At 62.8% G+C, this 21582-nt stretch carries 18 protein-coding genes and 1 tRNA gene; 13 read left to right on the plus strand and 6 right to left on the minus strand.

Going from position 1 to position 21582, the window contains the following annotated elements:
• Window positions 1-4: 4 nt before the first annotated feature.
• The 4 genes from Q4G24_RS12510 to Q4G24_RS12525 are packed head-to-tail and all read right to left on the minus strand — an operon-like array spanning window position 5 to window position 2538.
• The gene (locus tag Q4G24_RS12510; RefSeq protein WP_303366874.1) at window positions 5-598 is read right to left on the minus strand and encodes an acyl-CoA dehydrogenase; all 594 of its coding nucleotides are present in this window, start codon (window positions 596-598) and stop codon (window positions 5-7) included.
• The gene (locus Q4G24_RS12515; protein ID WP_303366875.1) at window positions 564-854 is read right to left on the minus strand and encodes a hypothetical protein; all 291 of its coding nucleotides are present in this window, start codon (window positions 852-854) and stop codon (window positions 564-566) included. The genes Q4G24_RS12510 and Q4G24_RS12515 overlap by 35 nt, the downstream gene beginning before the upstream one ends.
• Entirely contained in the window at window positions 851-1612 is a 762-nt protein-coding gene (locus Q4G24_RS12520; RefSeq protein ID WP_303366876.1) for an ABC transporter permease, read from the minus strand. The genes Q4G24_RS12515 and Q4G24_RS12520 overlap by 4 nt, the downstream gene beginning before the upstream one ends.
• Window positions 1609-2538, minus strand: coding sequence for an ABC transporter ATP-binding protein (locus tag Q4G24_RS12525; RefSeq protein WP_303366877.1), 930 nt, complete (start codon window positions 2536-2538; stop codon window positions 1609-1611). Before Q4G24_RS12525 ends, Q4G24_RS12520 begins: the two co-directional genes overlap by 4 nt.
• Before the next feature lie 102 nt (window positions 2539-2640).
• On the opposite strand from Q4G24_RS12525, the gene Q4G24_RS12530 reads away from it, so the two are divergent.
• Entirely contained in the window at window positions 2641-3366 is a 726-nt protein-coding gene (locus Q4G24_RS12530; protein ID WP_303366878.1) for a rhomboid family intramembrane serine protease, read from the plus strand.
• Window positions 3367-3432: 66 nt separating this feature from the next.
• Here the strand turns inward: Q4G24_RS12530 and mnmD are convergent, their stop codons facing one another.
• A complete protein-coding gene (gene mnmD / locus Q4G24_RS12535; RefSeq protein WP_303366879.1) occupies window positions 3433-4125 on the minus strand; it encodes a tRNA (5-methylaminomethyl-2-thiouridine)(34)-methyltransferase MnmD in 693 nt (230 codons plus the stop codon).
• A gap of 49 nt (window positions 4126-4174) precedes the next feature.
• On the opposite strand from mnmD, the gene Q4G24_RS12540 reads away from it, so the two are divergent.
• The 11 genes from Q4G24_RS12540 to Q4G24_RS12590 all read left to right on the plus strand — a co-directional run bounded on the left by Q4G24_RS12540 (window position 4175) and on the right by Q4G24_RS12590 (window position 18223).
• The gene (locus Q4G24_RS12540) at window positions 4175-5218 is read left to right on the plus strand and encodes an FAD-binding oxidoreductase (RefSeq protein ID WP_303366880.1); all 1044 of its coding nucleotides are present in this window, start codon (window positions 4175-4177) and stop codon (window positions 5216-5218) included.
• Between the two features lie 105 nt (window positions 5219-5323).
• Window positions 5324-6424: a carboxynorspermidine decarboxylase gene (locus Q4G24_RS12545; protein WP_303366881.1), complete on the plus strand. Its 1101-nt coding sequence runs from the start codon at window positions 5324-5326 to the stop codon at window positions 6422-6424.
• A 23-nt stretch (window positions 6425-6447) separates the two neighbouring features.
• A complete protein-coding gene (locus Q4G24_RS12550) occupies window positions 6448-7674 on the plus strand; it encodes a saccharopine dehydrogenase family protein (RefSeq protein WP_303366882.1) in 1227 nt (408 codons plus the stop codon).
• 106 nt (window positions 7675-7780) lie between these two features.
• A complete protein-coding gene (locus tag Q4G24_RS12555) occupies window positions 7781-9019 on the plus strand; it encodes an AI-2E family transporter (protein WP_303366883.1) in 1239 nt (412 codons plus the stop codon).
• Window positions 9020-9160: 141 nt separating this feature from the next.
• A complete protein-coding gene (gene fdnG / locus Q4G24_RS12560) occupies window positions 9161-12241 on the plus strand; it encodes a formate dehydrogenase-N subunit alpha (protein WP_303366884.1) in 3081 nt (1026 codons plus the stop codon).
• The gene (gene fdxH / locus Q4G24_RS12565; protein WP_303366885.1) at window positions 12238-13209 is read left to right on the plus strand and encodes a formate dehydrogenase subunit beta; all 972 of its coding nucleotides are present in this window, start codon (window positions 12238-12240) and stop codon (window positions 13207-13209) included. The genes fdnG and fdxH overlap by 4 nt, the downstream gene beginning before the upstream one ends.
• A complete protein-coding gene (locus Q4G24_RS12570; RefSeq protein WP_368660942.1) occupies window positions 13209-13892 on the plus strand; it encodes a formate dehydrogenase subunit gamma in 684 nt (227 codons plus the stop codon). Before fdxH ends, Q4G24_RS12570 begins: the two co-directional genes overlap by 1 nt.
• A 78-nt stretch (window positions 13893-13970) precedes the next feature.
• Window positions 13971-14900 carry a formate dehydrogenase accessory protein FdhE gene (fdhE, locus tag Q4G24_RS12575; protein WP_303366887.1) on the plus strand — a complete coding sequence of 310 codons (930 nt, stop codon included), beginning with the start codon at window positions 13971-13973 and terminating at the stop codon, window positions 14898-14900.
• The gene (gene selA / locus Q4G24_RS12580; RefSeq protein WP_303366888.1) at window positions 14900-16249 is read left to right on the plus strand and encodes an L-seryl-tRNA(Sec) selenium transferase; all 1350 of its coding nucleotides are present in this window, start codon (window positions 14900-14902) and stop codon (window positions 16247-16249) included. Before fdhE ends, selA begins: the two co-directional genes overlap by 1 nt.
• Window positions 16246-18126 carry a selenocysteine-specific translation elongation factor gene (gene selB, locus Q4G24_RS12585; protein WP_303366889.1) on the plus strand — a complete coding sequence of 627 codons (1881 nt, stop codon included), beginning with the start codon at window positions 16246-16248 and terminating at the stop codon, window positions 18124-18126. The genes selA and selB overlap by 4 nt, the downstream gene beginning before the upstream one ends.
• Window position 18127: 1 nt before the next feature.
• Window positions 18128-18223: transfer RNA gene (locus Q4G24_RS12590), tRNA-Sec, on the plus strand.
• A 10-nt stretch (window positions 18224-18233) separates the two neighbouring features.
• Here Q4G24_RS12590 and Q4G24_RS12595 read toward each other — a convergent pair.
• Window positions 18234-18557, minus strand: coding sequence for a hypothetical protein (locus Q4G24_RS12595; RefSeq protein WP_303366890.1), 324 nt, complete (start codon window positions 18555-18557; stop codon window positions 18234-18236).
• A gap of 129 nt (window positions 18558-18686) precedes the next feature.
• Here Q4G24_RS12595 and Q4G24_RS12600 point away from each other — a divergent pair, with 129 nt between their 5' ends.
• A complete protein-coding gene (locus Q4G24_RS12600) occupies window positions 18687-21176 on the plus strand; it encodes a cation:proton antiporter (protein WP_303366891.1) in 2490 nt (829 codons plus the stop codon).
• Window positions 21177-21582: the final 406 nt, after the last annotated feature.

Here is a 21582-nt window from a genome sequence, read left to right on the forward strand (position 1 = left end):
GGACTTAGGAAAGCCTTGCAATCGCATCCATCGCCAGCGCCCCATCGGGCCTGCGCGCCCACAGGCGGACGCTGCCATCATCCTGCCATGCGCCATGGGTGCTGAAAATCATGTCATCACTGATCGTCGCCAAAGCCCGAAAACTGTATTCCGCGACCCGTGCCGCGCAATTGTCGCGCAACGTGTCCAGCAGCAGTGTCGCAGTCAGCGGGCCATGGACGACAAGCCCCTGATAACCTTCGACTTGTGTGGCATAGGGCTGGTCGTAATGGATGCGATGCCCGTTGAAGGTCAGCGCGGAATAGCGGAACAGCAACACCGGATCAGGCGTGATCTGACGGCTGAAATCATCGCCTTCCGGCGCGGGTTGCAACACCGGCTGCGGCGCATCGGGGCGCGGGTCTTCGCGATAAACGATGTCATGTTCCTCGGCCAGCACCTGCCGGTCGCCCACGAACAGATCATGGTTCACCGTCACGAAAACCAGATCACCGCTACGCCCCGCCTTATGCGCGATTTTCCCGATGGTCGAGCGTTTCCGCGCCGCATCGCCAATCCGCAGATCACCCGTGAAGCGGAACCGGCTGCCCGCCCACATCCGGCGCGGCAGCGGCACCGGCGGCAGAAAGCCCCCCCTTGGCCGGATGCCCGTCCCGCCCGGACTCGGACAGCTTATGCACCGGCAGGAAATGCAGCCAGTGCCACAGCGGCGGCAGCACATCCCCTGCCCCATAGCTGTCACCACGGTCCAGCGTCGCCGCCATCGCATTGGCGGGAAAGGGCGCGATCACCTCGAGCCGCTCCTCGGACCGGCCAAGCCATTGGTTCAGGTGATCCATGTCCACCGCGCTCATTCACGCAGCCGCCAGCCCGAAGCAAAGATCCAGCGGATAATCAGCCCGCAGACCACAATCATCAGCCCGACAGCGAACAGCGACAGCCCCACCGGCACATCGGCCATATCAAAAAACGACCACCGGAACCCGGAAATCAGGTAAAGCACCGGGTTCAGCTTGGCCACAGCCTCCCAAAACGGGGGCAACATGCTGGCCGAATAGAACGCCCCGCCCAGGAAAACCAAGGGCGTAATGACCATCATCGGCACGATCTGAAGCTGCTCAAAGTTCCGCGCCCACAGACCAATGATGAACCCCAGAAGCGAGAAGGCCAGCGCCGTCAGGAACAGGAACGCCACCATCCAGAACGGATGCGCGATATGGACGCCGACAAAGAAAAAGCTGGTCAGCAGGATCAGAGCGGCAATAAAAATCGCCTTGCTGACAGCCGCCCCGACAAAGCCGATGGTCATTTCCAGCCAACCGATCGGGGCAACCAGCATTTCATAGATCGTTCCCGAGAATTGCGGGAAATAAATGCCGAAACTGCTGTTCGAGACCGATTGCTGCAACACCGTCAGCATCATCAGCCCCGGCACGATAAAGGCACCATAAGGCACCCCATCGACCGATTGAATCCGCCCGCCGATGGCCGCCCCGAATACCACGAAATACAGAACCGTGGACAGCACGGGCGAGGCGATACTCTGCCAGATCGTGCGGAAAAACCGCGCCATTTCATGCTTGTAGATCGCTGCGATTGCGGGCCAGTTCATGCCTCATCCTCCACCAGATCAAGGAAGATGTCTTCCAGACTGCTTTCCTTGGTGGCCACGTCGCGCACCGGGATCCCCTCCAGCGCCAACTCACCCATCAGCCGGGCGATGCCGGTGCGTTCGGCATGGGCATCATAGTCATAGGTGATGCTGCGCCCGTCCGCAGAAAGCGTCAACGCATCGCGCCGCGCCAGATGGTCAGGCAGCGCGTCCAGCGCACGGTCAAGCTGGATTTCCAACTGTTTCCGCCCGAATTCGCCCATTAGCTCGGCCGTGGGGCGCACCAGCAAAAGCTGACCCTTGCGGATCACGCCGATGCGGTCGGCCATTTCCTCGGCCTCTTCCAGATAATGCGTGGTCAGGATGATGGTGACACCCTCGGCCCGAAGCTGGCGCACGACCTCCCACATCTCGCGGCGCAGGGCGATGTCCACACCGGCCGTCGGCTCGTCCAGAAACAGCACTTTGGGCTGGTGCGACAACGCCTTGGCAATCAGCACCCGCCGCTTCATCCCGCCGGACAGGGCGCGGGTCGGCTGATCCTTTTTCTCCCACAGGGCCAACGCCCGCAGGATGCGCTCCAGCCACACGTCATCCCGGCCCTGCCCATAAAGGCCGCGCGTAAAGACGACGTTGTTCCAGACCGTTTCAAACGGCTCCAGCGCGATTTCCTGCGGCACCAGCCCGATCAGCTTGCGCGCCGCCCGCCAGTCCTTGCGGATGTCGTGACCACCCACCCGCACCGTGCCTTCGGTCGGACGGACAAGGCCGCAAATAATCGAAATCAGCGTGGTTTTCCCCGCCCCATTCGGCCCCAGAAGGGCGATGATCTCGCCCTCCTCGATGCTCAGCGAGACATCCTTCAGCGCGTGCGTGCCGCCGTCATATCGTTTCGAGAGGTTCTCGACCTCGATGATCGCCGCCATCCCGGTCTCCTTTTCGCTTTCGCGGGTCAGATAGGTGGCGCAGAGGGCCTTGTCCAGTCACCACGCAAAGCGCATGTTAAGCCGGTCATTGCAGGAAAACCCATGTTCCCGATCCGCGACCACAACCCGTCAGACCGCACGCCCTATGTCACCAACGGGCTGATTTTTCTGAATATCCTGATCTTTCTGCTGACCGCGCCATGGGCAGGCGGGGCCGAAAACCTGTTCTATGAAGGCGCGCTTTACTCCGGTGCCGTGACCAGCGGGCATCTGTATTACGGGCTGCTGACGCACATGTTCCTGCACGCCGGGATCATGCATCTTGGCGGCAACATGCTGTTTTTGTGGATTTTTGGCGACAATCTGGAAGACCAGATGGGCCATGTCGGCTTTCTGGCCTTTTATCTGGCCTGCGGGCTTGGCGCGGCGGGGGCGCAGATTTACGCAGACCCCAACAGCACCATCCCGATGGTCGGCGCATCCGGCGCAATTGCCGGGGTCATGGGCGGCTACCTGCTGCTGTTCCCGCTTGCAAAAGTCGACATCGTGGCAATTATCGTCATTATTATCAAACGCTTTACCCTGTCGGCGTGGATTGTCCTGATAGCATGGTTCGGGCTGCAACTGTTCTCGGGCTATGCCAGCGAAGCAGGTGGTGGCGGCGTTGCCTATTGGGCCCATGCGGGCGGCTTTGTTGTGGGGGTCGTGCTGACCCTGCCGCTGTTTCTGCGCCTTGGCGGGACACAGTTCTGGACCCGGACCCACGGCCACCCGCCCTATGCGCCGGTGGATTACCACCTGTCGCGGGTGCCACAGGTGCGGCGTTAGCAAAATCTTAGGGGGTGATGTGCAAGGATCAGGGCGAATCATCACCCCGAGGTTGTCTTGCCCCTGCTATCCGCCCTTTGCCTGCTGATCCTGACTGCCTTGCGGCGGGTTCAGGCGGCCTTGGCTCATATGGCGCTTGCGGCCAAAGCCAGGGCTGCGGGTGACGCTGAAGCCTGCGGCCTCAAGGCTGCGGCGAACATGGCCCGCTGCGGTATAGGTGGCAAATGTGCCGCCCGGCGCGGTGTGACCGGCAACCTGCATCATCAGACCATTGGACCACAGTTCCGGGTTCCTGGCCGGGGAAAACCCGTCCAGAAACCACGCATCCGCGGCCCCGGCCCACCCCGCCAGCGTGTCCCGCGCATCCCCGATCAACACCTCGGCCTGCACCTGCCCGACCTGCATCCGGCGGGACGGCCAGCCCATACGCAACTGTTCGGCCAGCGGCGCAAGCTCAGGAAAAGCCGCATGAGCGCGGGCCATATCATCCAGCGCCATGGGAAAAGCTTCGAAACTGGTGAAACGGACCGGGGTTTCCGCGACGGCGGCCAGCGCCAGCAGGTTCAGCCCGGTGCCGAACCCCAGTTCCGCCACATGGAAGCCGGGGCGCAGCCGTGCAGGCAGATCATTACCTGCCATAAACACATGCCGCGTTTCGGCCAGTCCCCCGGCAAGGCTGAAATAGGGATCGTCGAACCGGGTCGAGACGGGAATCCCGCCCTCGCGCCAGTCAAGCTGTGGCTGGTTGTCCTGCTGCATCTGCGCTATGCCCTTCTGATCACATGGATATGGCAGCGGCGGGGGCGTCATGGCAAGGGTTCAGGTGGTCGGCGGCGGCATCTTTGGGCTGGCCTGCGCATGGGAACTGACCCGGCGCGGGGTGCCAGTGGTGCTGCACGAAGCGGCAGCAATTGGCGTAGGCTCCAGCGGCGGCACGGTCGGGGCGCTGGCCCCTCATGCACCGGAACAATGGACCGAAACCAAGCAAATCCAGTTGGATGCGCTGATCGCGGCGGAAAACTGGTGGGCACAGGTGGCGCAGGCCGGCGGCACCGACCCCGGCTATGCCCGGACCGGACGGCTGCAACCCCTGCCAGATCAGGCGGCCGTGGACCGGGCCAAGGCGCGGATCAAGGGTGCAGAAACCCTCTGGCCGGATGGATTCGGGATGCAATTGCTGGACCAGCCCGGCCCTCTGCCTTGTACCAGCCCGACCGGCTTGTGGCTGTTCGACAACCTGACGGCGCGGCTGTCCCCACGCCGGGCGGGCGCGGCTCTGCTGGCGGCGCTGCGGGCCAAGAGCGCAGAAATCCGGCTTGGCTCGGCCCCCGATCCCGACGCGCTGCACGGCCCCGCAATCTGGGCCACCGGCGTCGCAGGGCTGGACCGGCTGTCGCAGGATACCGGCAAAACCGCCGGGAATGGCGTCAAAGGTCAGTCTGCAACCCTGCGCCTGCCGGGCGTGGACCTGCGCAATGCGCCACAGATCTATGCCGACGGGCTGCATATCGTGTCTCATGCGGATGGCGGTATCGGGGTGGGTTCGACTTCGGAACGCGATTTTACCAACCTCTCGACCGATCAGGCGCTGGAGGACGTGATCGCCCGCGCCCGCATCCTGTGTCCACGGCTACAACACGCGCAGATCGAAACCCGCTGGGCCGGGGTCCGCCCCCGTGCGCGGTCGCGGGCGCCGATGGTCGGGCCATGGCCCGGACGGGCGGGACATTATATCGCCAATGGCGGCTTCAAGATCGGTTTTGCCATGGCCCCGGCCTGCGCCGCCATGCTGGCCGATCTGCTGCTGGACGGTCACGACCGCATCCCGGACGGCTTCCGCCCACCCGCCTGATCCCGCCCACCTGATCCCGGCTGCCCGGAACCCGCTGCGGAACAGGTTTGCGAAACCGTCACATCACCCCTATATAGCCGGGTCTGACCCGCGAAAGGCCCCGACATGACCGAGCTTCGGACACCTTACTATCTGATCGACCTTGCCCGGCTGCAACAGAACATGCAGCGGATTCAGCGCCTGCGTGAATTATCCGGGGCCAAGGCGCTGTTGGCACTGAAATGCTTTGCCACCTGGTCGGCCTTTGATTTCATGCGCAATTACATGGATGGCACCACATCCTCCTCGCTGTTCGAGCTGCATCTGGGGCGCGAAAAGTTCGGCAAGGAAACCCATGCCTATTCCGTCGCATGGGCAGACCATGAGATCGACGAAGCGGTCGGTTACGCCGACAAGATCATCTTCAACAGCCTTGGCCAGCTTGACCGTTTCGCGGATCGGGCGCAGGGGGTTGCGCGCGGCCTGCGGCTGAACCCGCGCTTTTCGACCAGCGGCTTCGACCTTGCCGATCCGGCGCGTCAGTTCAGCCGGCTTGGCGAATGGGACATGGCGCGGCTGGAACAGGCGCTGGACCGCATCAACGGGGTGATGATCCACTATAATTGCGAAAACCGCAATTTTGCGCTGTTCGATCAGCAACTTGACCGGATCGAGGCCGAGTTTGGCCCGTTCCTGAAAAAGCTGGATTGGGTCAGCCTTGGCGGCGGCATCCATTTCACCCCCGAGGATTACCCGCTGGAGGCGCTGGCCGCCCGGTTGAAAGCCTTTTCGGAAAAACTGGGGGTTCAGGTCTATCTGGAACCCGGCGAGGCCGCGATCACCAATTCGACCACGCTGGAGGTCTCGGTTCTGGACGTGATGCAGAACGAAAAGAATATCGCCGTCGTCGATAGCAGCATCGAGGCGCATATGCTTGATCTGCTGATCTACCGCGAACAGGCCAAGCTGCCGCAAACCGGCGACCGCATCTGGCAGATTGCCGGGAAATCCTGCCTCGCGGGCGACATTTTTGGCGAGGCCAAGCTGAACCATGACCTGAAAATTGGCGACCGGCTGTCGATCAACGACGCGGCGGGCTATACGATGGTCAAGAAGAACTGGTTCAATGGCGTTGCCATGCCCTCTATTGCCATCCGCGATCTGGATGGAACCGTGCGACTGGTCCGTAGCTTTGGCTATGACGACTATCGCGACAGCCTTTCGTGACCCAACCACAGGAGTTTGATGACGTGACCAAACCGAATATCCTGATCCTCGGCGCCGGCGGCGTTGCCCAGGTAACCGCGCATAAGGTGGCGCAATGGGCCGCCGAGTTCGGCGCGCTGCATATCGCCAGCCGCACCAAATCCAAGGCCGAGGCAATCATCGCCAGCGTCGCGGACAAGGGCCATAAGGCATGGTTTACCGCTCATGCGGTCGATGGGATGGATACGGATGCGGTTGCGGAGCTGATTCATCGCACCGACGCGAAAATCCTGATTAACGTCGGCAGCGCTTTTATCAACATGACGGTGCTGCAAGCCTGTATCGACACGGGTTGCGCCTATCTGGACACGGCGATTCACGAAGACCCGGCCAAGATCTGCGAAACGCCGCCGTGGTATGGCAATTACGAATGGAAAAAACGTGATGCGGTCGAAAAGGCCGGGATCACCGCAATTCTGGGGGTCGGCTTTGATCCGGGCGTGGTGAATGCCTATGCCCGTCTGGCCGAGGATGAATATTTCGACACTATCGAAAGCATTGATATTGTTGACATCAACGCCGGTTCGCATGGCCGTTGGTTCGCCACCAATTTCGACCCCGAAATCAACTTTCGTGAGTTCACCGGCACGGTTTACGCCTGGCAGGGCGGCAAATGGACCGAGAACAAGATGTTCGAGGTCGGCCGCGAATGGGATCTGCCAGTGGTGGGCAAACAGACCGCCTATATGTCCGGCCATGATGAGGTTCACAGCCTCTCCGCCCGCTATCCTCATGCCGATGTGCGGTTCTGGATGGGCTTTGGCGCACATTACATCAATGTCTTTACCGTGCTGAAAAACCTTGGCCTTCTGTCCGAACAGCCAGTCAAAACCGCTGAGGGCCAAGAGGTCGTGCCGCTGAAGGTGGTCAAGGCCGTGCTGCCCGATCCGGCCAGCCTTGCACCGGATTATACCGGCAAGACATGCATCGGTGATCTGGTCAAAGGCACCCGCGACGGCAAGCCGGGCGAAGTGTTCATCTATAACGTCGCGGACCACAAGGACGCCTATAACGAGGTTGGCAGTCAGGGCATCAGCTATACCGCCGGGGTGCCGCCGGTCACCGCCGCCATCCTGATCGCGCGGGGCGTCTGGGACGTAAAGCGCATGGTTAACGTCGAAGAACTGCCCGCCCGCCCCTTCCTTGAATTGCTGGGCGATATGGGCCTGCCGACCCGCGTTATCGACGCACAGGGCGACCGTCCCATCTGATCGCCCCATCTGATCCGACTGATCTTTGCAAACCAGAGCCGCGCCGGGGGAACATCCCGGCGCGGCTGGCGTTTGGATGCAACAACATGCCACCGGGATTCCTCAGATGCGCCAGCCCAACCCCTATACGCTTTTCCCGGTCGGCAAATCCGAGGCCACGCCCAAACCCATCCCCGGCTGGGCGGTGGTCGGCATTTTTCTGATCCTGCTGTTCTTTTTTGTATCCGAAGCGCGGGACTTCCTGATGCCGGTATCGCTGGCGGTGCTGATGTTTTTCATCTTTGTGCCGGTGCGGCGGATGCTGGAAAAGATTGGGCTGGTCCCGGCGGCTGCGGCAGCCATTATCCTGATGGGCATTATTGCCGGGCTGGCGGCGCTTGGCTGGGCGATTTCCGGCCCGGCAGGCGACCTGATTGCCCGCGCACCGCAGCTTTCCACCGACATTGCGGCCAAACTGGCCGAGTTGCGCAATAACTTCAGCGGGCTGGAACAAGCCGCCGCAACCATTGACGAGATGTCCTCAGGCACGGGCGGCACTGGGGATGCACCAAGCACTTTGCAAACCCTGCTGAACTTTGGCCCCGGTGTAACAGGTCAGATCGTCTTTACCCTGTTTTTGCTGTTTTTCATGCTGGCTTCGGGCGATTTACTTTACCTGAAAATCGTGCAGAGCTTTGACGGGTTAACCAACAAAAAGCGTGCCTATATCGCCCTGCGCGAGATCGAGGCCAGCCTTGGTTCCTATATGGGCACCATCACCATCATCAACGCCTGCCTTGGCATTGCCGTCGGCACGACAATGTGGATATGGGGGATGCCCAGCCCGCTGCTGTTCGGACTGGGCGCATTCCTGTTCAATTTCATTCCCTATCTCGGCTCGATCGGGGGGATTGCGGTATCGTTTCTGGTGGCGCTGGTCAGCTTTGACGACCTGTGGACGCCAACCATGATCGCACTGACCTATCTGGCCTGCACTGCCATCGAAGGACAGTTGATCACCCCTTATTTCGTCTCACGCCGCTTATCGCTGAATACGGTGGTGGTGTTCCTGACCGTGGCGCTGTGGGCATGGCTGTGGTCGATTTTGGGCATGGTGGTGGCGGTGCCGATGCTGGTGGTGATCCGGGTCATGGCCGACCACATTCCGGGGCTGGAAAAGTTCGGTAACTTCCTTGCCGGAGAAGACCCGCCCGAACTTGAGGACGAAAACGAGGAGCAGGCCCGCGACATCGTGGAACCGGCCGAGCATATTCTGGACGCCAAAGAAGCTGAACAGGTTGCGCTGGCCGCCGATGGCACCGCCAACCCCGATGCCGGGACCAGATCGGGCGGCACGATCCGCTGAAACCCGGAAATCCGCAGGGTTTCCCTCAGGTGTCCTGTTAAGTTTTTGCAAACCAGTTATGCAACATTTGCTTGACCTCCGCCGCCTTCATCGGCATTTTGGATAGACCTATCCAGACGACAGGCAGAACAGGAGGCTCGAATGAACATCGACCTCTCTCGCCGCAGCTTTCTGAGGCTGGCGGGCGCGGGGGTTGCGGCAACATCGCTGACGGCGATGGGCTTTGGAACGGCAGAGGCAGCGGTTGCGGCGCATGTGCGCGACTTCCGTCTGACCGCCACAACGGAAGCGCGCAACACCTGTCCCTATTGCTCAGTTGCATGTGGGGTTATTCTGTATTCCAAGGGCGACCTGAATGCGGGCGAAACCGCCGATCTGGTCCATGTGGAAGGCGATGCCGACCACCCGACCAACCGCGGCACGCTCTGCCCGAAAGGTGCAGCACTTTACGATTTCGTGAAATCGCCCGGCCGCCTGACCGCTCCGCGCCTGCGCAAGCCCGGCGCGTCAGAGTTTGTGGAAATCTCGTGGGATGAGGCGCTGGACAAGATCGCCCGCGCCCTCAAGGACGACCGCGACGCCAATATGATCCAGACGAATGACGCCGGTGTAACGGTGAATCGCTGGACCACGACCGGCTTCCTCGCGGCTTCGGCCACCACCAATGAAACCGCATGGCTGACCTATAAAACGGTCCGGTCCATGGGGATTGTCGGCTTCGATAATCAGGCGCGCGTCTGACACGGCCCCACGGTGTCCAGTTTGGGCCCGACTTTTGGCCGTGGAGCGATGACGAACTCCTGGACCGACATCAAGAATACCGACCTCGTGGTCGTCATGGGCGGCAACGCTGCTGAAGCGCATCCCTGCGGCTTCAAATGGGTGACGCGCGCCAAGGCAGACCGCGGCGCCAAGCTGATCGTGGTCGATCCGCGCTTCAACCGTACGGCTGCCGTGTCGGATTATTATGCCCCGATTCGTCCGGGCAGCGACATCGTGTTCCTGATGGGCGCGATCCGCTGGATGATCGAGAATGACAAGGTTCAGTGGGATTACGTCAACGCCTTCACCAACGCCTCGTATCTGGTCAAGGATGAGTTCGGCTGGTCCGACGGCCTGTTCACCGGCTATGACGAGGAAAAGCGCGACTACGACAAATCCTCCTGGGATTATCAGATCGGTGAGGACGGTTACGCACTGCGGGATGAAACCCTGCAACATCCGCGTTGTGTCTGGAACCTGCTGAAAGCCCATGTCGAGCCTTACACGCCCGAGTTTGTCGAGCGTATGTGTGGCACGCCCAAGGACAAGTTCCTGCACATCTGCGAGATGATCGGGGAATGTTCGGCGCGCGACAAGACCATGACCTCGATGTATGCGCTTGGCTGGACCCAGCATTCCAAGGGCGCACAGAACATCCGCGGCATGGCGATGTTGCAGCTGATCCTTGGCAATATCGGTGTGCGTGGCGGCGGGATGAACGCGCTGCGGGGCCATTCGAACATTCAGGGCCTGACCGATATTGGCCTGATGTCGAACCTGATCCCCGGCTATCTGGCGATCCCGACGGAGCGTGAGGCCGATTTCGAGACCTATATGTCCACGCGGCAGTTCACGCCGTTGCAGCCGGGTCAGACCAGCTATTGGCAGAACTATCGCAAGTTCATGGTCAGCTTCCTGAAGATGATGTGGGGCGATGCCGCCACCGCTGAAAACGATTGGGCCTATGACTATCTGCCCAAGCTGGACGTGCCGACCTATGACATCCTGCGCATGTTCGAGCTGATGCGCGAAGGGAAGATCAACAACTATTTCTGTCAGGGCTTTAACCCCCTGATGGCCTTCCCCAACCGCGAAAAGCTGACCGAGGCGCTGTCGCAACTGAAACTGCTGGTCGTCATGGATCCGCTGGAAACCGATACCGCGCATTTCTGGCAGAACCACGGCGAATATAACCCGGTCGATACGGCTGCGATCCAGACCGAGGTTATCGAACTGCCGACCACCTGTTTTGCCGAGGATGAAGGCGCACTGGTGAACTCGGGCCGTTGGCTGCAATGGCACTGGCCGGGGGCAACCCCGCCGGGTCAGGCGAAAAACGACGTCTGGATCATGTCGCAGATCTTCCTGCGGGTGAAAAAGCTCTATCAGGAAGAAGGCGGGGTGTTCCCTGACCCGATCCTGAACCTGCGCTGGGATTACGCCCACACGGGTGAGCCGACCCCAGAGGAACTGGCCAAGGAAATGAACGGCCGTGTGCTGGCCGATCTGACCGATCCGGCAACGGGTCAGGTCACGCTGCGGGCCGGTCAGCAGGTGTCCAGCTTTGGACAGTTGCGCGACGATGGCACCACGGCGGCAGCCTGCTGGATCTATGGCGGCTCCTGGACCGAGGACGGCAACATGATGGCGCGTCGGGACAATAACGACCCCGACAATACCGGTGCCTATCTGAACTGGACCTTTGCATGGCCAGCGAACCGGCGGATCATCTATAACCGCGCCTCTGCCGACATTGACGGCAAACCGTGGGATCCGACCCGCAAGCTGCTGGAATGGAACGGCGAACGCTGGACGGGCTATGACGTGCCGGATATTTCTCCGACCGCCAACCCGCGCGAAGTCGGCCCGTTCATTATGAACCCGGAGGGCGTCTCACGCCTGTTCAGCCGGGGCATGATGCGCGATGGTCCCTTCCCCACGCATATGGAACCGTTCGAAAGCCCGGTCGCCAACCCGTTCAACGAACGGATGCGCGGCAACCCGGTGGCCCGTGTGTTCCAGTATGACGCGGATCAGTTCGGCAACAGCGATGAGTTTCCCTTTGTGGCAACCTCGTATCGCCTGACCGAGCATTTCCACTATTGGACCAAGCACAACAAGGTCAACGCTGCCTTGCAGCCCGAGTTCTTCGTGGAAATCAGCCCCGCGCTGGCCGAAGAAAAGGGCATCAAGAACGGCGGCTGGGTCCGGGTATGGTCCAAGCGCAGCCAGATGCGGGCCAAGGCCTATGTCACCAAGCGCATCCAGCCGTTGCAGGTGGATGGCAAGGTGGTCCATGTGGTCGGCATCCCGCTGCACTGGGGCTTTATGGGCCAGACGAAAAAGGGGTGGGGTGCGAACCAACTGACCCCCTTCGTCGGTGACGCCAACGTGGAAACGCCCGAGTTCAAAGCGTTCCTTGTCAACATTGAACCCAGTGACGGAGGGCCGATCGCATGACCGATACGTTTCAGCATCCGAACAAGGCCATGTCGAACCCGCCGGTTCAGCCACAAAGTGCCAGCTTTGGCGCGGGTGATGTCATCCGCGCCTCGGCAACGCCCAATCTGCCCCAGCCGGAACGGCAACTGCCCAAGGTCGCCAAGCTGATCGACATCAGCAAGTGCATTGGCTGCAAGGCGTGCCAATCCGCCTGTGTGGAATGGAACGAACTGGACCCGGAAATCGGCACGTTCGAGGGGACCTATACCAACCCCATGGACCTGACGCCCGATATGTTCACCCTGATGCGGTTCGAGGAATGGGTGAACCCGGCCACCAACGACTTTGAATGGCTGATCCGCAAGGATGGCTGTATGCATTGCGAGGATCCGGGCTGTCTGAAATCCTGCCCGGCCCCCGGCGCAATCGTGCAGTATTCCAACGGTATCGTGGATTTCATCCATGAAAACTGCATCGGCTGCGGCTATTGCATCACCGGCTGCCCGTTCAACATCCCGCGCGTGTCGCAAAAGGACCACAAGTCCTATAAATGCACGCTCTGTTCCGACCGGGTGGCGGTTGGGCAAGGTCCGGCCTGCGCCAAAGCCTGCCCGACCGAGGCGATCATCTTTGGCAACAAGGATGACATGAAAGCCCATGCCGAGGCTCGGCTGGAGGATCTGAAATCGCGCGGCTATGAGAACCCCACGGTCTATGATCCGCAGGGTGTTGGTGGCACGCATGTGATGTATGTGCTGCCGCATGGCGAGACGCCTTCGATCTATGCCGGGCTGCCGGATGATCCGAAAATCTCGGAAAAGGTCGATCTGTGGAAAGGTGGGGCCAAGACCGTCGGTGTCGCCGCCATGGGGGCTGCCGCTGCCGGGGCCGCGCTGCTGGCCTTCTTTGGTCGCCCGAACAAGGTCGAACCAGAGGATGAAATCCATGCGCAGCAACTGGTCGATAACCCGTCGGAGGAAGTGTGATGGCCCGCAAATATTCGGAAGCCGGCGATCACCTGACCAGCCGCCGCCCGGTCGAGGTCAGCCGTTATCGCTGGTTCACCCGGCTGAACCACTGGATTATCGCCACCACGACGATCCTGCTGCTGCTGTCCGGGCTGGCGTTCTTTCACCCGTGGCTTTACGGGCTGACCGCGCTGTTCGGCGGCGGCCAGACCGCGCGCTGGCTGCATCCGCTGCTGGGGCTGGTGCTGTTTGTCGGCTATACGCTGATCTTCATTCAGCTGGTGCCGCGCAACATCCCGCGCCGCGATGACGTGGTATGGGTCAAGCATATCCGCGACGTGATGGACCAGAACGAAGAAAAGCTGCCCACTCTTGGCAAATACAATGCCGGGCAGAAATTCGTGTTTTGGGCCATGGCGGCGCTGATCGTGGTGTTGCTGGTCACCGGGATCATGGTCTGGCAGGAATATTTCCCGCATATCGTGGACATCAACACCCGCCGTTGGGCCATGCTGATCCATGCTGCGGCTGCCGTGGCGATGGTCATGGTGTTCATCATCCACGTTTACGCAGCGGTCTGGACGCGCGGCACCATCCGCGCCATGACCCGCGGTTCTGTCACCGGCGGCTGGGCCTGGCGGCACCATCGCAAATGGCTGCGCGAAGTGGCTGGACGCGACCGCGCTGGTCCGGCAGAATAACGCCAGACCTTTCAGACAAGAAAGGGCCGGTCGCTTTCGGGCGGCCGGCCTTGCCTTTGCCGATCAGCGGAACACAACATGACCGAAACCGACCTTCAGCCCGACCCTTCGCTTATTGGCGACAAGCCCGATGCGCCCTTTGCCCTGCCACTGGACCCCGCACAAATGTTCCGCCGCCGAGCCGAGCGGTTCAGTTTTCTGGCGACGGGCCATGACCTTGGGGATTATCTGCGGCTGCTGGCCGGGCTGGCGCAGGTGCAAGCCGAGCTTGCCGAAACCCTGCCCCCGGTGGCGCCCCTCCCCGCAGATCGCGTCGCCAAGGCCCGCGCCGGGAACATGCCCCCGATCGACCGCAAGTCCCTGCGCCACGACCCCGCGCTTGCAGAGACGCTGGCCGCTTTTTGCGCCGCCGCCGAGCGGCTGGACATGCCCGAGCCTGCCCGACTGGCGCTGCGGGCCGTGGCAGCGGCGGATGAGAGCGACCGGCAATGGCTGCTGGAAAACCTGCTGACCGACACCATCCCCGAGGACAGCGCCGCGCCGCATCTGTTCGCCGCCTGCGCGGTGGAACTGCACTTGTCCCGACTGGCCGCCACGCTGGATCACGAACGGCTGGTTCCGGTCCATATCGGCACCTGCCCCGCCTGCGGCGGCAAGCCCGTCACCTCGACCGTCCTTGGCGGCGACACGACCGAAAACCTGCGGTTTTGCAGTTGCGCAAGCTGCGCGACCCGCTGGCATGAGGTGCGGATCAAATGCCTGTGCTGCGGCTCGACCAAGGGGATCAGCTATCGCGCCGCCTCGCCCGCCGATGCGGATGCCGATAACGCCATCATCAAGGCTGAATGTTGCGCCGAGTGTAAATCATGGGTGAAAATCCTGTATAACACGCAGAATGTCGGACTGGACCCTGTTGCCGATGATGTCGGCAGCCTTGGCCTTGACCTGCTGATGCGCGACACGGTTTATGCGCGCGGCGGCTTCCACCCGTTCCTGACGGGCTACTGATGGATTTACGCGACCTGCCCTCGGTCGATCAGATGCTTGGCTCGGACACGGGCCGGGCGCTGGTGGCGCAGCATGGCCGGGCGCTGGTGACAGCAGCCTGCCGGGAACAGCTTGACGCGATGCGGACGGCGATTCGCGCAGGTCAGGCGCCGGGCGAAGCACTGGCCGGGGTTTCGGCCCGACTGGCGGCACAGGCGCAGACTGGCTTGCGCCCAATGCTGAACCTGACCGGAACGGTTTTGCACACCAACCTTGGTCGCGCCCTGTTGGCGGATGAGGCCGTGCAGGCCGCAGCGACCGCGATGGCCGCGCCGCTGGCGCTGGAATATGACCTGACCACCGGCGGGCGCGGCCAGCGCGACGATCACCTGCGCGGGCTTTTGTGCGAATTGACCGGCGCGGAATCCGCCACCGTTGTGAACAATAACGCCGCCGCCGTGCTGATCGCGCTGAACACGCTAGGCACGGGCGGCGAAGGCATCGTCTCACGCGGGGAACTGATCGAGATTGGCGGCGCTTTCCGTATGCCCGACATTATGACCCACGCCGGGCTGCGGCTGGTCGAGGTCGGCACCACCAACCGCACCCATGCCCGCGACTATCGCGCCGCATTGACCCCAGAAACGGCACTGATCCTGAAGGTTCATACCTCGAATTACCGGATCGAGGGCTTCACCGCCGAAGTTCCCGCACCAGAGCTGGCGCAGATTGCCCATGACGCCGGGGTGCCGCTGGTCAATGATCTTGGCTCTGGCTCGTTGGTCGATCTGTCGGCCTATGGGCTGCGCCGCGAACCCACCGTGGCCGAGGCATTGGCCGAAGGCGCTGATCTTGTGACATTTTCCGGCGACAAGCTGCTGGGTGGCCCGCAGGCAGGCTTTATCCTTGGCCGCCGCGATCTGATCGAGGCCATCGACCGCAACCCGCTGAAACGCGTCCTGCGGCTGGACAAGATCCGCATTGCCGCACTGGAGGCCACGCTGCGCCTGTATCGTGACCCCGACCGGCTGGCCGAGCGCCTGCCAACGCTGCGGATGCTGTCCCGCCCCCTGCCCGAAATTGCGGCGCAGGCCGCCCGGCTGGCCCCGCAGCTTGCCGCGCTGCTGCCCGATTTCAGCGTCACACCCTGCGATTGCGCCAGTCAGATCGGCTCGGGCGCGCTGCCGGTGGATACGATCCCAAGCGCGGGGCTGCGGATTACCGGCTCGGGCGGCGATGCGCCAGAGCGGCTGGCAGCCCGGCTGCGCGCCCTGCCCACGCCCATCATCGGCCACATCCGCGACGGGGCGCTGATCCTTGACCTGCGCTGCCTGCCATCCGACGCCCTGCTGCTGGACGCGCTGGCATGATTATCGGAACGGCGGGCCACATTGACCATGGCAAAACTGCACTGGTCAAGGCGCTGACCGGCACCGATGCCGACCGGCTGGCCGAGGAAAAGGCGCGGGGCATCACCATCGACCTCGGCTTCGCCTATGCCGACCTTGGCGCGGGCGTGGCCGGTTTCGTCGATGTTCCGGGGCATGAACGGCTGATCCACACCATGCTGGCCGGTGCAGGCGGCATTGATCTGGCGCTGCTGGTGGTTGCGGCTGACGACGGGATCATGCCGCAAACGCGCGAACACCTGGCAATTCTGGACCTGCTGGGGCTGACCCATGGCATTATTGCACTGACCAAGGCCGATCTTGCCGGACCCGAGCGCCGCGCCGAAGTCATTGCCCAAATCCGTGCGGCCACCGCCGGAACCGGGCTGGCCGATGCGCCAGTGATCGCGGTTTCCAGCCTGACCGGAGAAGGGGTTGACGACCTGCGCGCCGCCCTGATCGCGGCGGGGACCGAGGCACGCCCGGACGGGCGGTTCCGCCTTGCCGTGGACCGCAGCTTTACCTTGGCAGGCGCGGGCACAGTGGTGACGGGCACGGTGATTTCCGGCACGGTCGCTGTCGGGGATATGGTCACGATCTCGCCCTCGGGGCTGACGGCGCGGGTGCGCGGCATCCATGCGCAGAACCGCCCGGCGGATCGGGGCGCGACGGGCCAGCGGTGTGCGCTGAACCTTGCCGGGGACAGCATCGCCAAGGACGCCATCCACCGTGGCGACATGGTGCTGGACCCCGTGCTGCACGCCCCAACCGACCGGATCGACGCGCATCTGACCGTGCTGCCGGGCGAACCAAAGCCCTTGACGACATGGTTCCCCGCCCGGTTGCACAGCCATGCCGCCGAGGTTGGCGCCCGCATCGTGCCGCTGGCCGATGACCTGCGCCCCGGCGACAGCGGCCCGGTGCAACTGGTGCTGGACCGGCCGATCGCGGCGACGGTCGGGGATCGCTTTATCCTGCGCGATGTCTCGGCCAGCCGGACCATTGGCGGCGGCCGTTTTCTGGACCTGCGCGCCCCCGCCCGCAAGCGCCGGACACCGGAACGGCTGACCAGCTTGCAAGCCGCCGCCCTGCCCGCCCCGCAGGCACTGGCCGGGCTGTTGGCGCTGGCCCCGGTCGATCTGCCCGGCTTTGCCCGCGACCGTGCGCTGACCGAAGCCGCGCTGGATCAGGCCCGCGCGGGCAGTGAAACCATCGGCCATCTGGCGATTTCGGAACCGATGTTGCGCGGCTTGCGGGCCGGGATCACCGCCGCATTAACCGATTTCCACACCGAGAACCCCGACCTGCCCGGCATGGGCCGCGAGCGGCTACGGCTGGCACTGACCCCGCGCCTGCCGAAAGATGCTTTTCTGACCTTGCTGCGGACGGAATCAGATGCAGGCCGCATCATGCTGGACGGCGCTTTCCTGCGCCTGCCGGGGCATGAGGTCCGCCTGACCCCCGAGGATGAGGCCCTTTTCGCGCAGATCGCCCCCGCGCTGCATGGGGAAACCCGGTTCCGCCCGCCCCGCGTCCGCGATTTTGCAGGCGATCTTGGCGTGGACGAACGCGAGATCCGCCGCGTTCTGCGCCTGACGCAGAAGCTGGGCCGCACCGATCAGATTGCCCATGACCATTTCTTCGCCCGCGAGGTCACGCGCGAGATGGTCGCCATTATCCTTGATGTTGCCGCACAGGCCGAGGACGGCTGGTTCACCGCCCCCGTTTTTCGTGACCGGGTGCAAAACGGGCGCAAAGTGGCCATTGAAATCCTCGATTTCTTTGATCGGCACGGCCTGACCTTGCGGCGCGGCGATCTGCGCCGTATCAATCCCCATCGCGCCGATCTGTTCGGCTGACGGAAGGGAATCGTCCCCGGTGGGGCGGCCGGACTTCAAATCCGGTTGCGGCAGCGAGCCTGTCGCGGGTGGGTTCGACTCCCATTCCCTTCCGCCAAATCAATTATTTAGCAACCCGGCGCAGCCGCCACCGCTTCCGGCACACCTTTCAGGTCCAGCCCACGCGCGGTTGCAGGCTGCCAGGTCCGCGATTCCGGCACCGCACCCTGCGGATTCGTCCCGATCTGCGAACCACCCGTCGCCCCGGTCCATGCAGTCGAGCCACTATTTGCCGCTGCGGCACCATCCGCCGAAGGGTCAGGCTGCGTAGCCGCCTCGGCCACCCCGGCAGCATCGGAACATTCGCCCGCAGGCGCAGTCTGCGCTAAGCCAGCCCCCGCCGAGAGAAGCACTGCCAGCGCGGCCATCCGCAATTTGCTCACCATCTGCATCTTAACACCCTTCTTCCTGATTGTATCCCAACCCGCCGCCCGGCGATGCAGTTCCCCAACGCCAGTTTTTTGCGCCATTCACCATCCTTCGCATTTACGCCGCCCGGCCCGCTGGCTATCTGCAAAGCTATGGATGTGATTTCTCTGGTTGGCATCGTCGCCGCGCTTTTCATCGTCATCAGCCTGTCCGAGCCGCTGGCCGAGCGACTGCGCCTTCCCTTTACCGTGGTGTTGGCGATCATTGGCGTGGCGCTTGGCAGCTCATCCACCTGGATTATGCAGGCGGGCTTTGGTCTGCCGCCAGATTTCGAAGGGTTCGGCCTTGGAATCCGGGCCAATATCTTTCTGTATGTGCTGCTGCCGACGCTGCTGTTTCAGGTCTCGCTGGGGCTGAACCTGCGGCGGATGGCCGATGACTGGGTGCCGATTCTGGTCATGGCGGTGATGGCTGTGGTGGTTGCAACCTTTGTGATCGGCTTTGCGCTGACACCCTTTACCTCGATCCCGCTGGTCGCCTGCTTACTGATTGGCTCGATCGTCGCCACCACCGACCCTTCGGCGGTGGTCAGCATCTTTCGCAGCACCGCCGCCCCGCAGCGGCTGGCCCGGATCGTCGAAGGCGAAAGCCTGCTGAATGACGCCGCCGCCATCGCGCTGTTCGGGTTTTTCCTATCCTTCGTCATGCTTGGCGTGCCGAACCCGACGCTGCGCGACGCACTGGTCGATTTTCCGGTGCTGATCTTTGGCGGGCTGGCGATTGGCTGGCTGCTGGCGCTGGCATGGCTGTGGGTGCTGCGGCGGCTGGACGCCTATCCGCTGGCGCAGGTCTCGCTGAGCGTCGCCCTGCCCTACATCACCTATCTGGTGGCGGATCGGGTGATGGGGGTTTCGGGGGTGATTGCGGTGGTCATGTCGGGGATGGTGCTGAACTATCTTGGCCCTTCGCGGCTGTCCCCCACCAACCTGACCAACCTGCGCGAAATCTGGGATTTGCTGGCGCATTGGGCCGGGGCGCTGATCTTTCTGCTGGCGGCGCTGCTGGTGCCGCGGCTGCTGGGAGATATGGGGCTGAGCGACCTGCTGCTGGTCGGTGTCGTGGTGCTGGCCGCCGTCGCGGCGCGGCTGTTCATGCTCTATGGCGTGCTGCCCGCGCTGACCGCGCTGCACCTGTCGCCGCGCGTGGACCCGCCCTACCGCGTGGCGATCCTCTGGGGCGGGTTGCGCGGCGCCGTCACCCTGGCACTGGCGCTGGCCGTAACCGAAAACCTGCGCGTCCCCGCCGACATCAAGCGCGAAGTCGGGATTTTGGCCACCGGCTTCACCCTGTTCACGCTGCTGGTGCAGGGGACCACGCTGCGTTGGATCATTTCGATGCTTGGGCTGGACAGGCTGGCCCCGCTGGACCGGGCGCTGTCAAATCAGGTGATCGCCGTGGCGCTGCAAAATGTCCGCGAAGAAATGTCCGAGGCCGCCCGCGACCACCAGCTTCCCCGCGACATCGCCCGATCCGAGGCCAAGCAATTCGCGGAACGGCTGGACAGCGCCATCGAGACCGCCGAGGCCGCCGACATCCCCGACCGCGACCGCATCACCCTTGGCCTGATTGCGCTGGCCGGGCGGGAACGTGACATGATCCTCGACGCGTTCCGCGAACAGGTGATCTCGCCCCGGCTGGCCGAGCAGATGCTCTCCGATGCCGACCGCCTGATCGAGCGCACCCGCAGCGGCGGGCGTAACGAATATCGCGCGGCGGGGCGCATGAACATCGCCAAGGGCCGCGCCTTCGGGCTGGCAACATGGCTGCATAACCGTCTGCGCCTGTCCGGGATGCTGGCGCAGCGGATCGCGGATCGGTTCGAGATCCTGCTGCATCAGCGCCTGATCCTTGGCGACCTGCACCGCTATATCGACGGCAAAATACGCCGCATCCACGGCACCCGCGTCAGCGAACTGTTACACGAATTGCTTAAGCGCCGCGAAGATGAAGCTCAATCCGCGCTGGAAGCCCTGCGCCTGCAATATCCCGGCTATGCCGAAAAGCTGGAACGCCGGTTCTTGCAGCGCACCTCGCTGCGCATGGAAGAACGCGAATATGACGTGCTGTTCAAAGACGGTTTGATCGGGCGTGAGCTGCTGACCACCCTGAAGCAAGACCTGTCGCAACGCCGCACCCGAACAGAGCTGCGCCCGACGCTGGATCTGGCGGTGCAAAAAGACGTTTTGGTCGGGCAATTCCCGCTGTTCAACGATATGGACGAGGACAGCCGCCGCAAGCTGTCGGCAGCGCTCAAGACCCGCTATGTCCAGCCGGGCGAGGTCGTGATCCACAAGGGCGACGTGCCGCGGCAGGTGTTTTTCATCGCCTCAGGCGCTTTCGAGGTCGAAGCCGCCGGGCAAAAGCACAAGCTGGGCCGCGGCGACATCTTTGGCTGGCTGTCGATCCTCAGCCGCCAGAAGCTGCGCCACCAGATCACCGCAATCAGCCATTCGACCCTGCTGGTGTTGGACGAATCCCGCTTCCGCCGCCTGCTGGCCCGCAACGAAAACCTGCGCAACATCATGCGCGAAAAAGCCACCACCCGCGGCATCGACCTCAGCGAATTCAACCTGTGGGCATAGGGCGCAGGGTGCCTGAAACCGGCCTGCGGCGTTTCGGGACGCCCCCGGCAGCGGCCAGAACGTGATCCGATCATCACAAAAACTGCGAAACAGAAATCCCCATCAGGATGCAAGCCATACCCCGGCACGCACCGGCCCAAGAGACATTTTCAAAGAGGATTTCGCTTGCTTGAGAGCGGCAAGGCAGCAGGCGCGTCATCGTCGGGCATTTCTGACATCCTATGAGCGAACAACGGAATGTCGAGAAAATCCCGGCAATCAGCGGATATCGCCTTAACCATATTGCACGGAAGAAAAGATCGCCCAAAACCATGAGACGCAACCATTTTCAGGCCATGCACCGTTTAACGGCATAGCTGATCCGTGCGCCTCGCTCGGGGGGCAGGCAGGACCGTTCGGACACCGC

The organism is Paracoccus sp. (in: a-proteobacteria), from assembly GCF_030538695.1.
GTDB lineage: Bacteria > Pseudomonadota > Alphaproteobacteria > Rhodobacterales > Rhodobacteraceae > Paracoccus.

Excerpts from the sequence above, each read along its gene's own strand:
- fdxH (WP_303366885.1), top strand. The coding sequence starts at position 12,238 with ATGACCGATACGTTTCAGCATCCGAACAAGGCCATGTCGAACCCGCCG.
- Q4G24_RS12600 (WP_303366891.1), top strand. The coding sequence starts at position 18,687 with ATGGATGTGATTTCTCTGGTTGGCATCGTCGCCGCGCTTTTCATCGTC.
- selB (WP_303366889.1), top strand. The coding sequence starts at position 16,246 with ATGATTATCGGAACGGCGGGCCACATTGACCATGGCAAAACTGCACTG.
- fdhE (WP_303366887.1), top strand. The coding sequence starts at position 13,971 with ATGACCGAAACCGACCTTCAGCCCGACCCTTCGCTTATTGGCGACAAG.
- Q4G24_RS12515 (WP_303366875.1), bottom strand. The coding sequence starts at position 854 with ATGAGCGCGGTGGACATGGATCACCTGAACCAATGGCTTGGCCGGTCC.
- Q4G24_RS12570 (WP_368660942.1), top strand. The coding sequence starts at position 13,209 with ATGGCCCGCAAATATTCGGAAGCCGGCGATCACCTGACCAGCCGCCGC.
- mnmD (WP_303366879.1), bottom strand. The coding sequence starts at position 4,125 with ATGCAGCAGGACAACCAGCCACAGCTTGACTGGCGCGAGGGCGGGATT.
- Q4G24_RS12595 (WP_303366890.1), bottom strand. The coding sequence starts at position 18,557 with ATGCAGATGGTGAGCAAATTGCGGATGGCCGCGCTGGCAGTGCTTCTC.
- Q4G24_RS12520 (WP_303366876.1), bottom strand. The coding sequence starts at position 1,612 with ATGAACTGGCCCGCAATCGCAGCGATCTACAAGCATGAAATGGCGCGG.
- Q4G24_RS12545 (WP_303366881.1), top strand. The coding sequence starts at position 5,324 with ATGACCGAGCTTCGGACACCTTACTATCTGATCGACCTTGCCCGGCTG.
- Q4G24_RS12530 (WP_303366878.1), top strand. The coding sequence starts at position 2,641 with ATGTTCCCGATCCGCGACCACAACCCGTCAGACCGCACGCCCTATGTC.
- Q4G24_RS12525 (WP_303366877.1), bottom strand. The coding sequence starts at position 2,538 with ATGGCGGCGATCATCGAGGTCGAGAACCTCTCGAAACGATATGACGGC.
- selA (WP_303366888.1), top strand. The coding sequence starts at position 14,900 with ATGGATTTACGCGACCTGCCCTCGGTCGATCAGATGCTTGGCTCGGAC.
- Q4G24_RS12510 (WP_303366874.1), bottom strand. The coding sequence starts at position 598 with ATGTGGGCGGGCAGCCGGTTCCGCTTCACGGGTGATCTGCGGATTGGC.
- Q4G24_RS12555 (WP_303366883.1), top strand. The coding sequence starts at position 7,781 with ATGCGCCAGCCCAACCCCTATACGCTTTTCCCGGTCGGCAAATCCGAG.
- Q4G24_RS12540 (WP_303366880.1), top strand. The coding sequence starts at position 4,175 with ATGGCAAGGGTTCAGGTGGTCGGCGGCGGCATCTTTGGGCTGGCCTGC.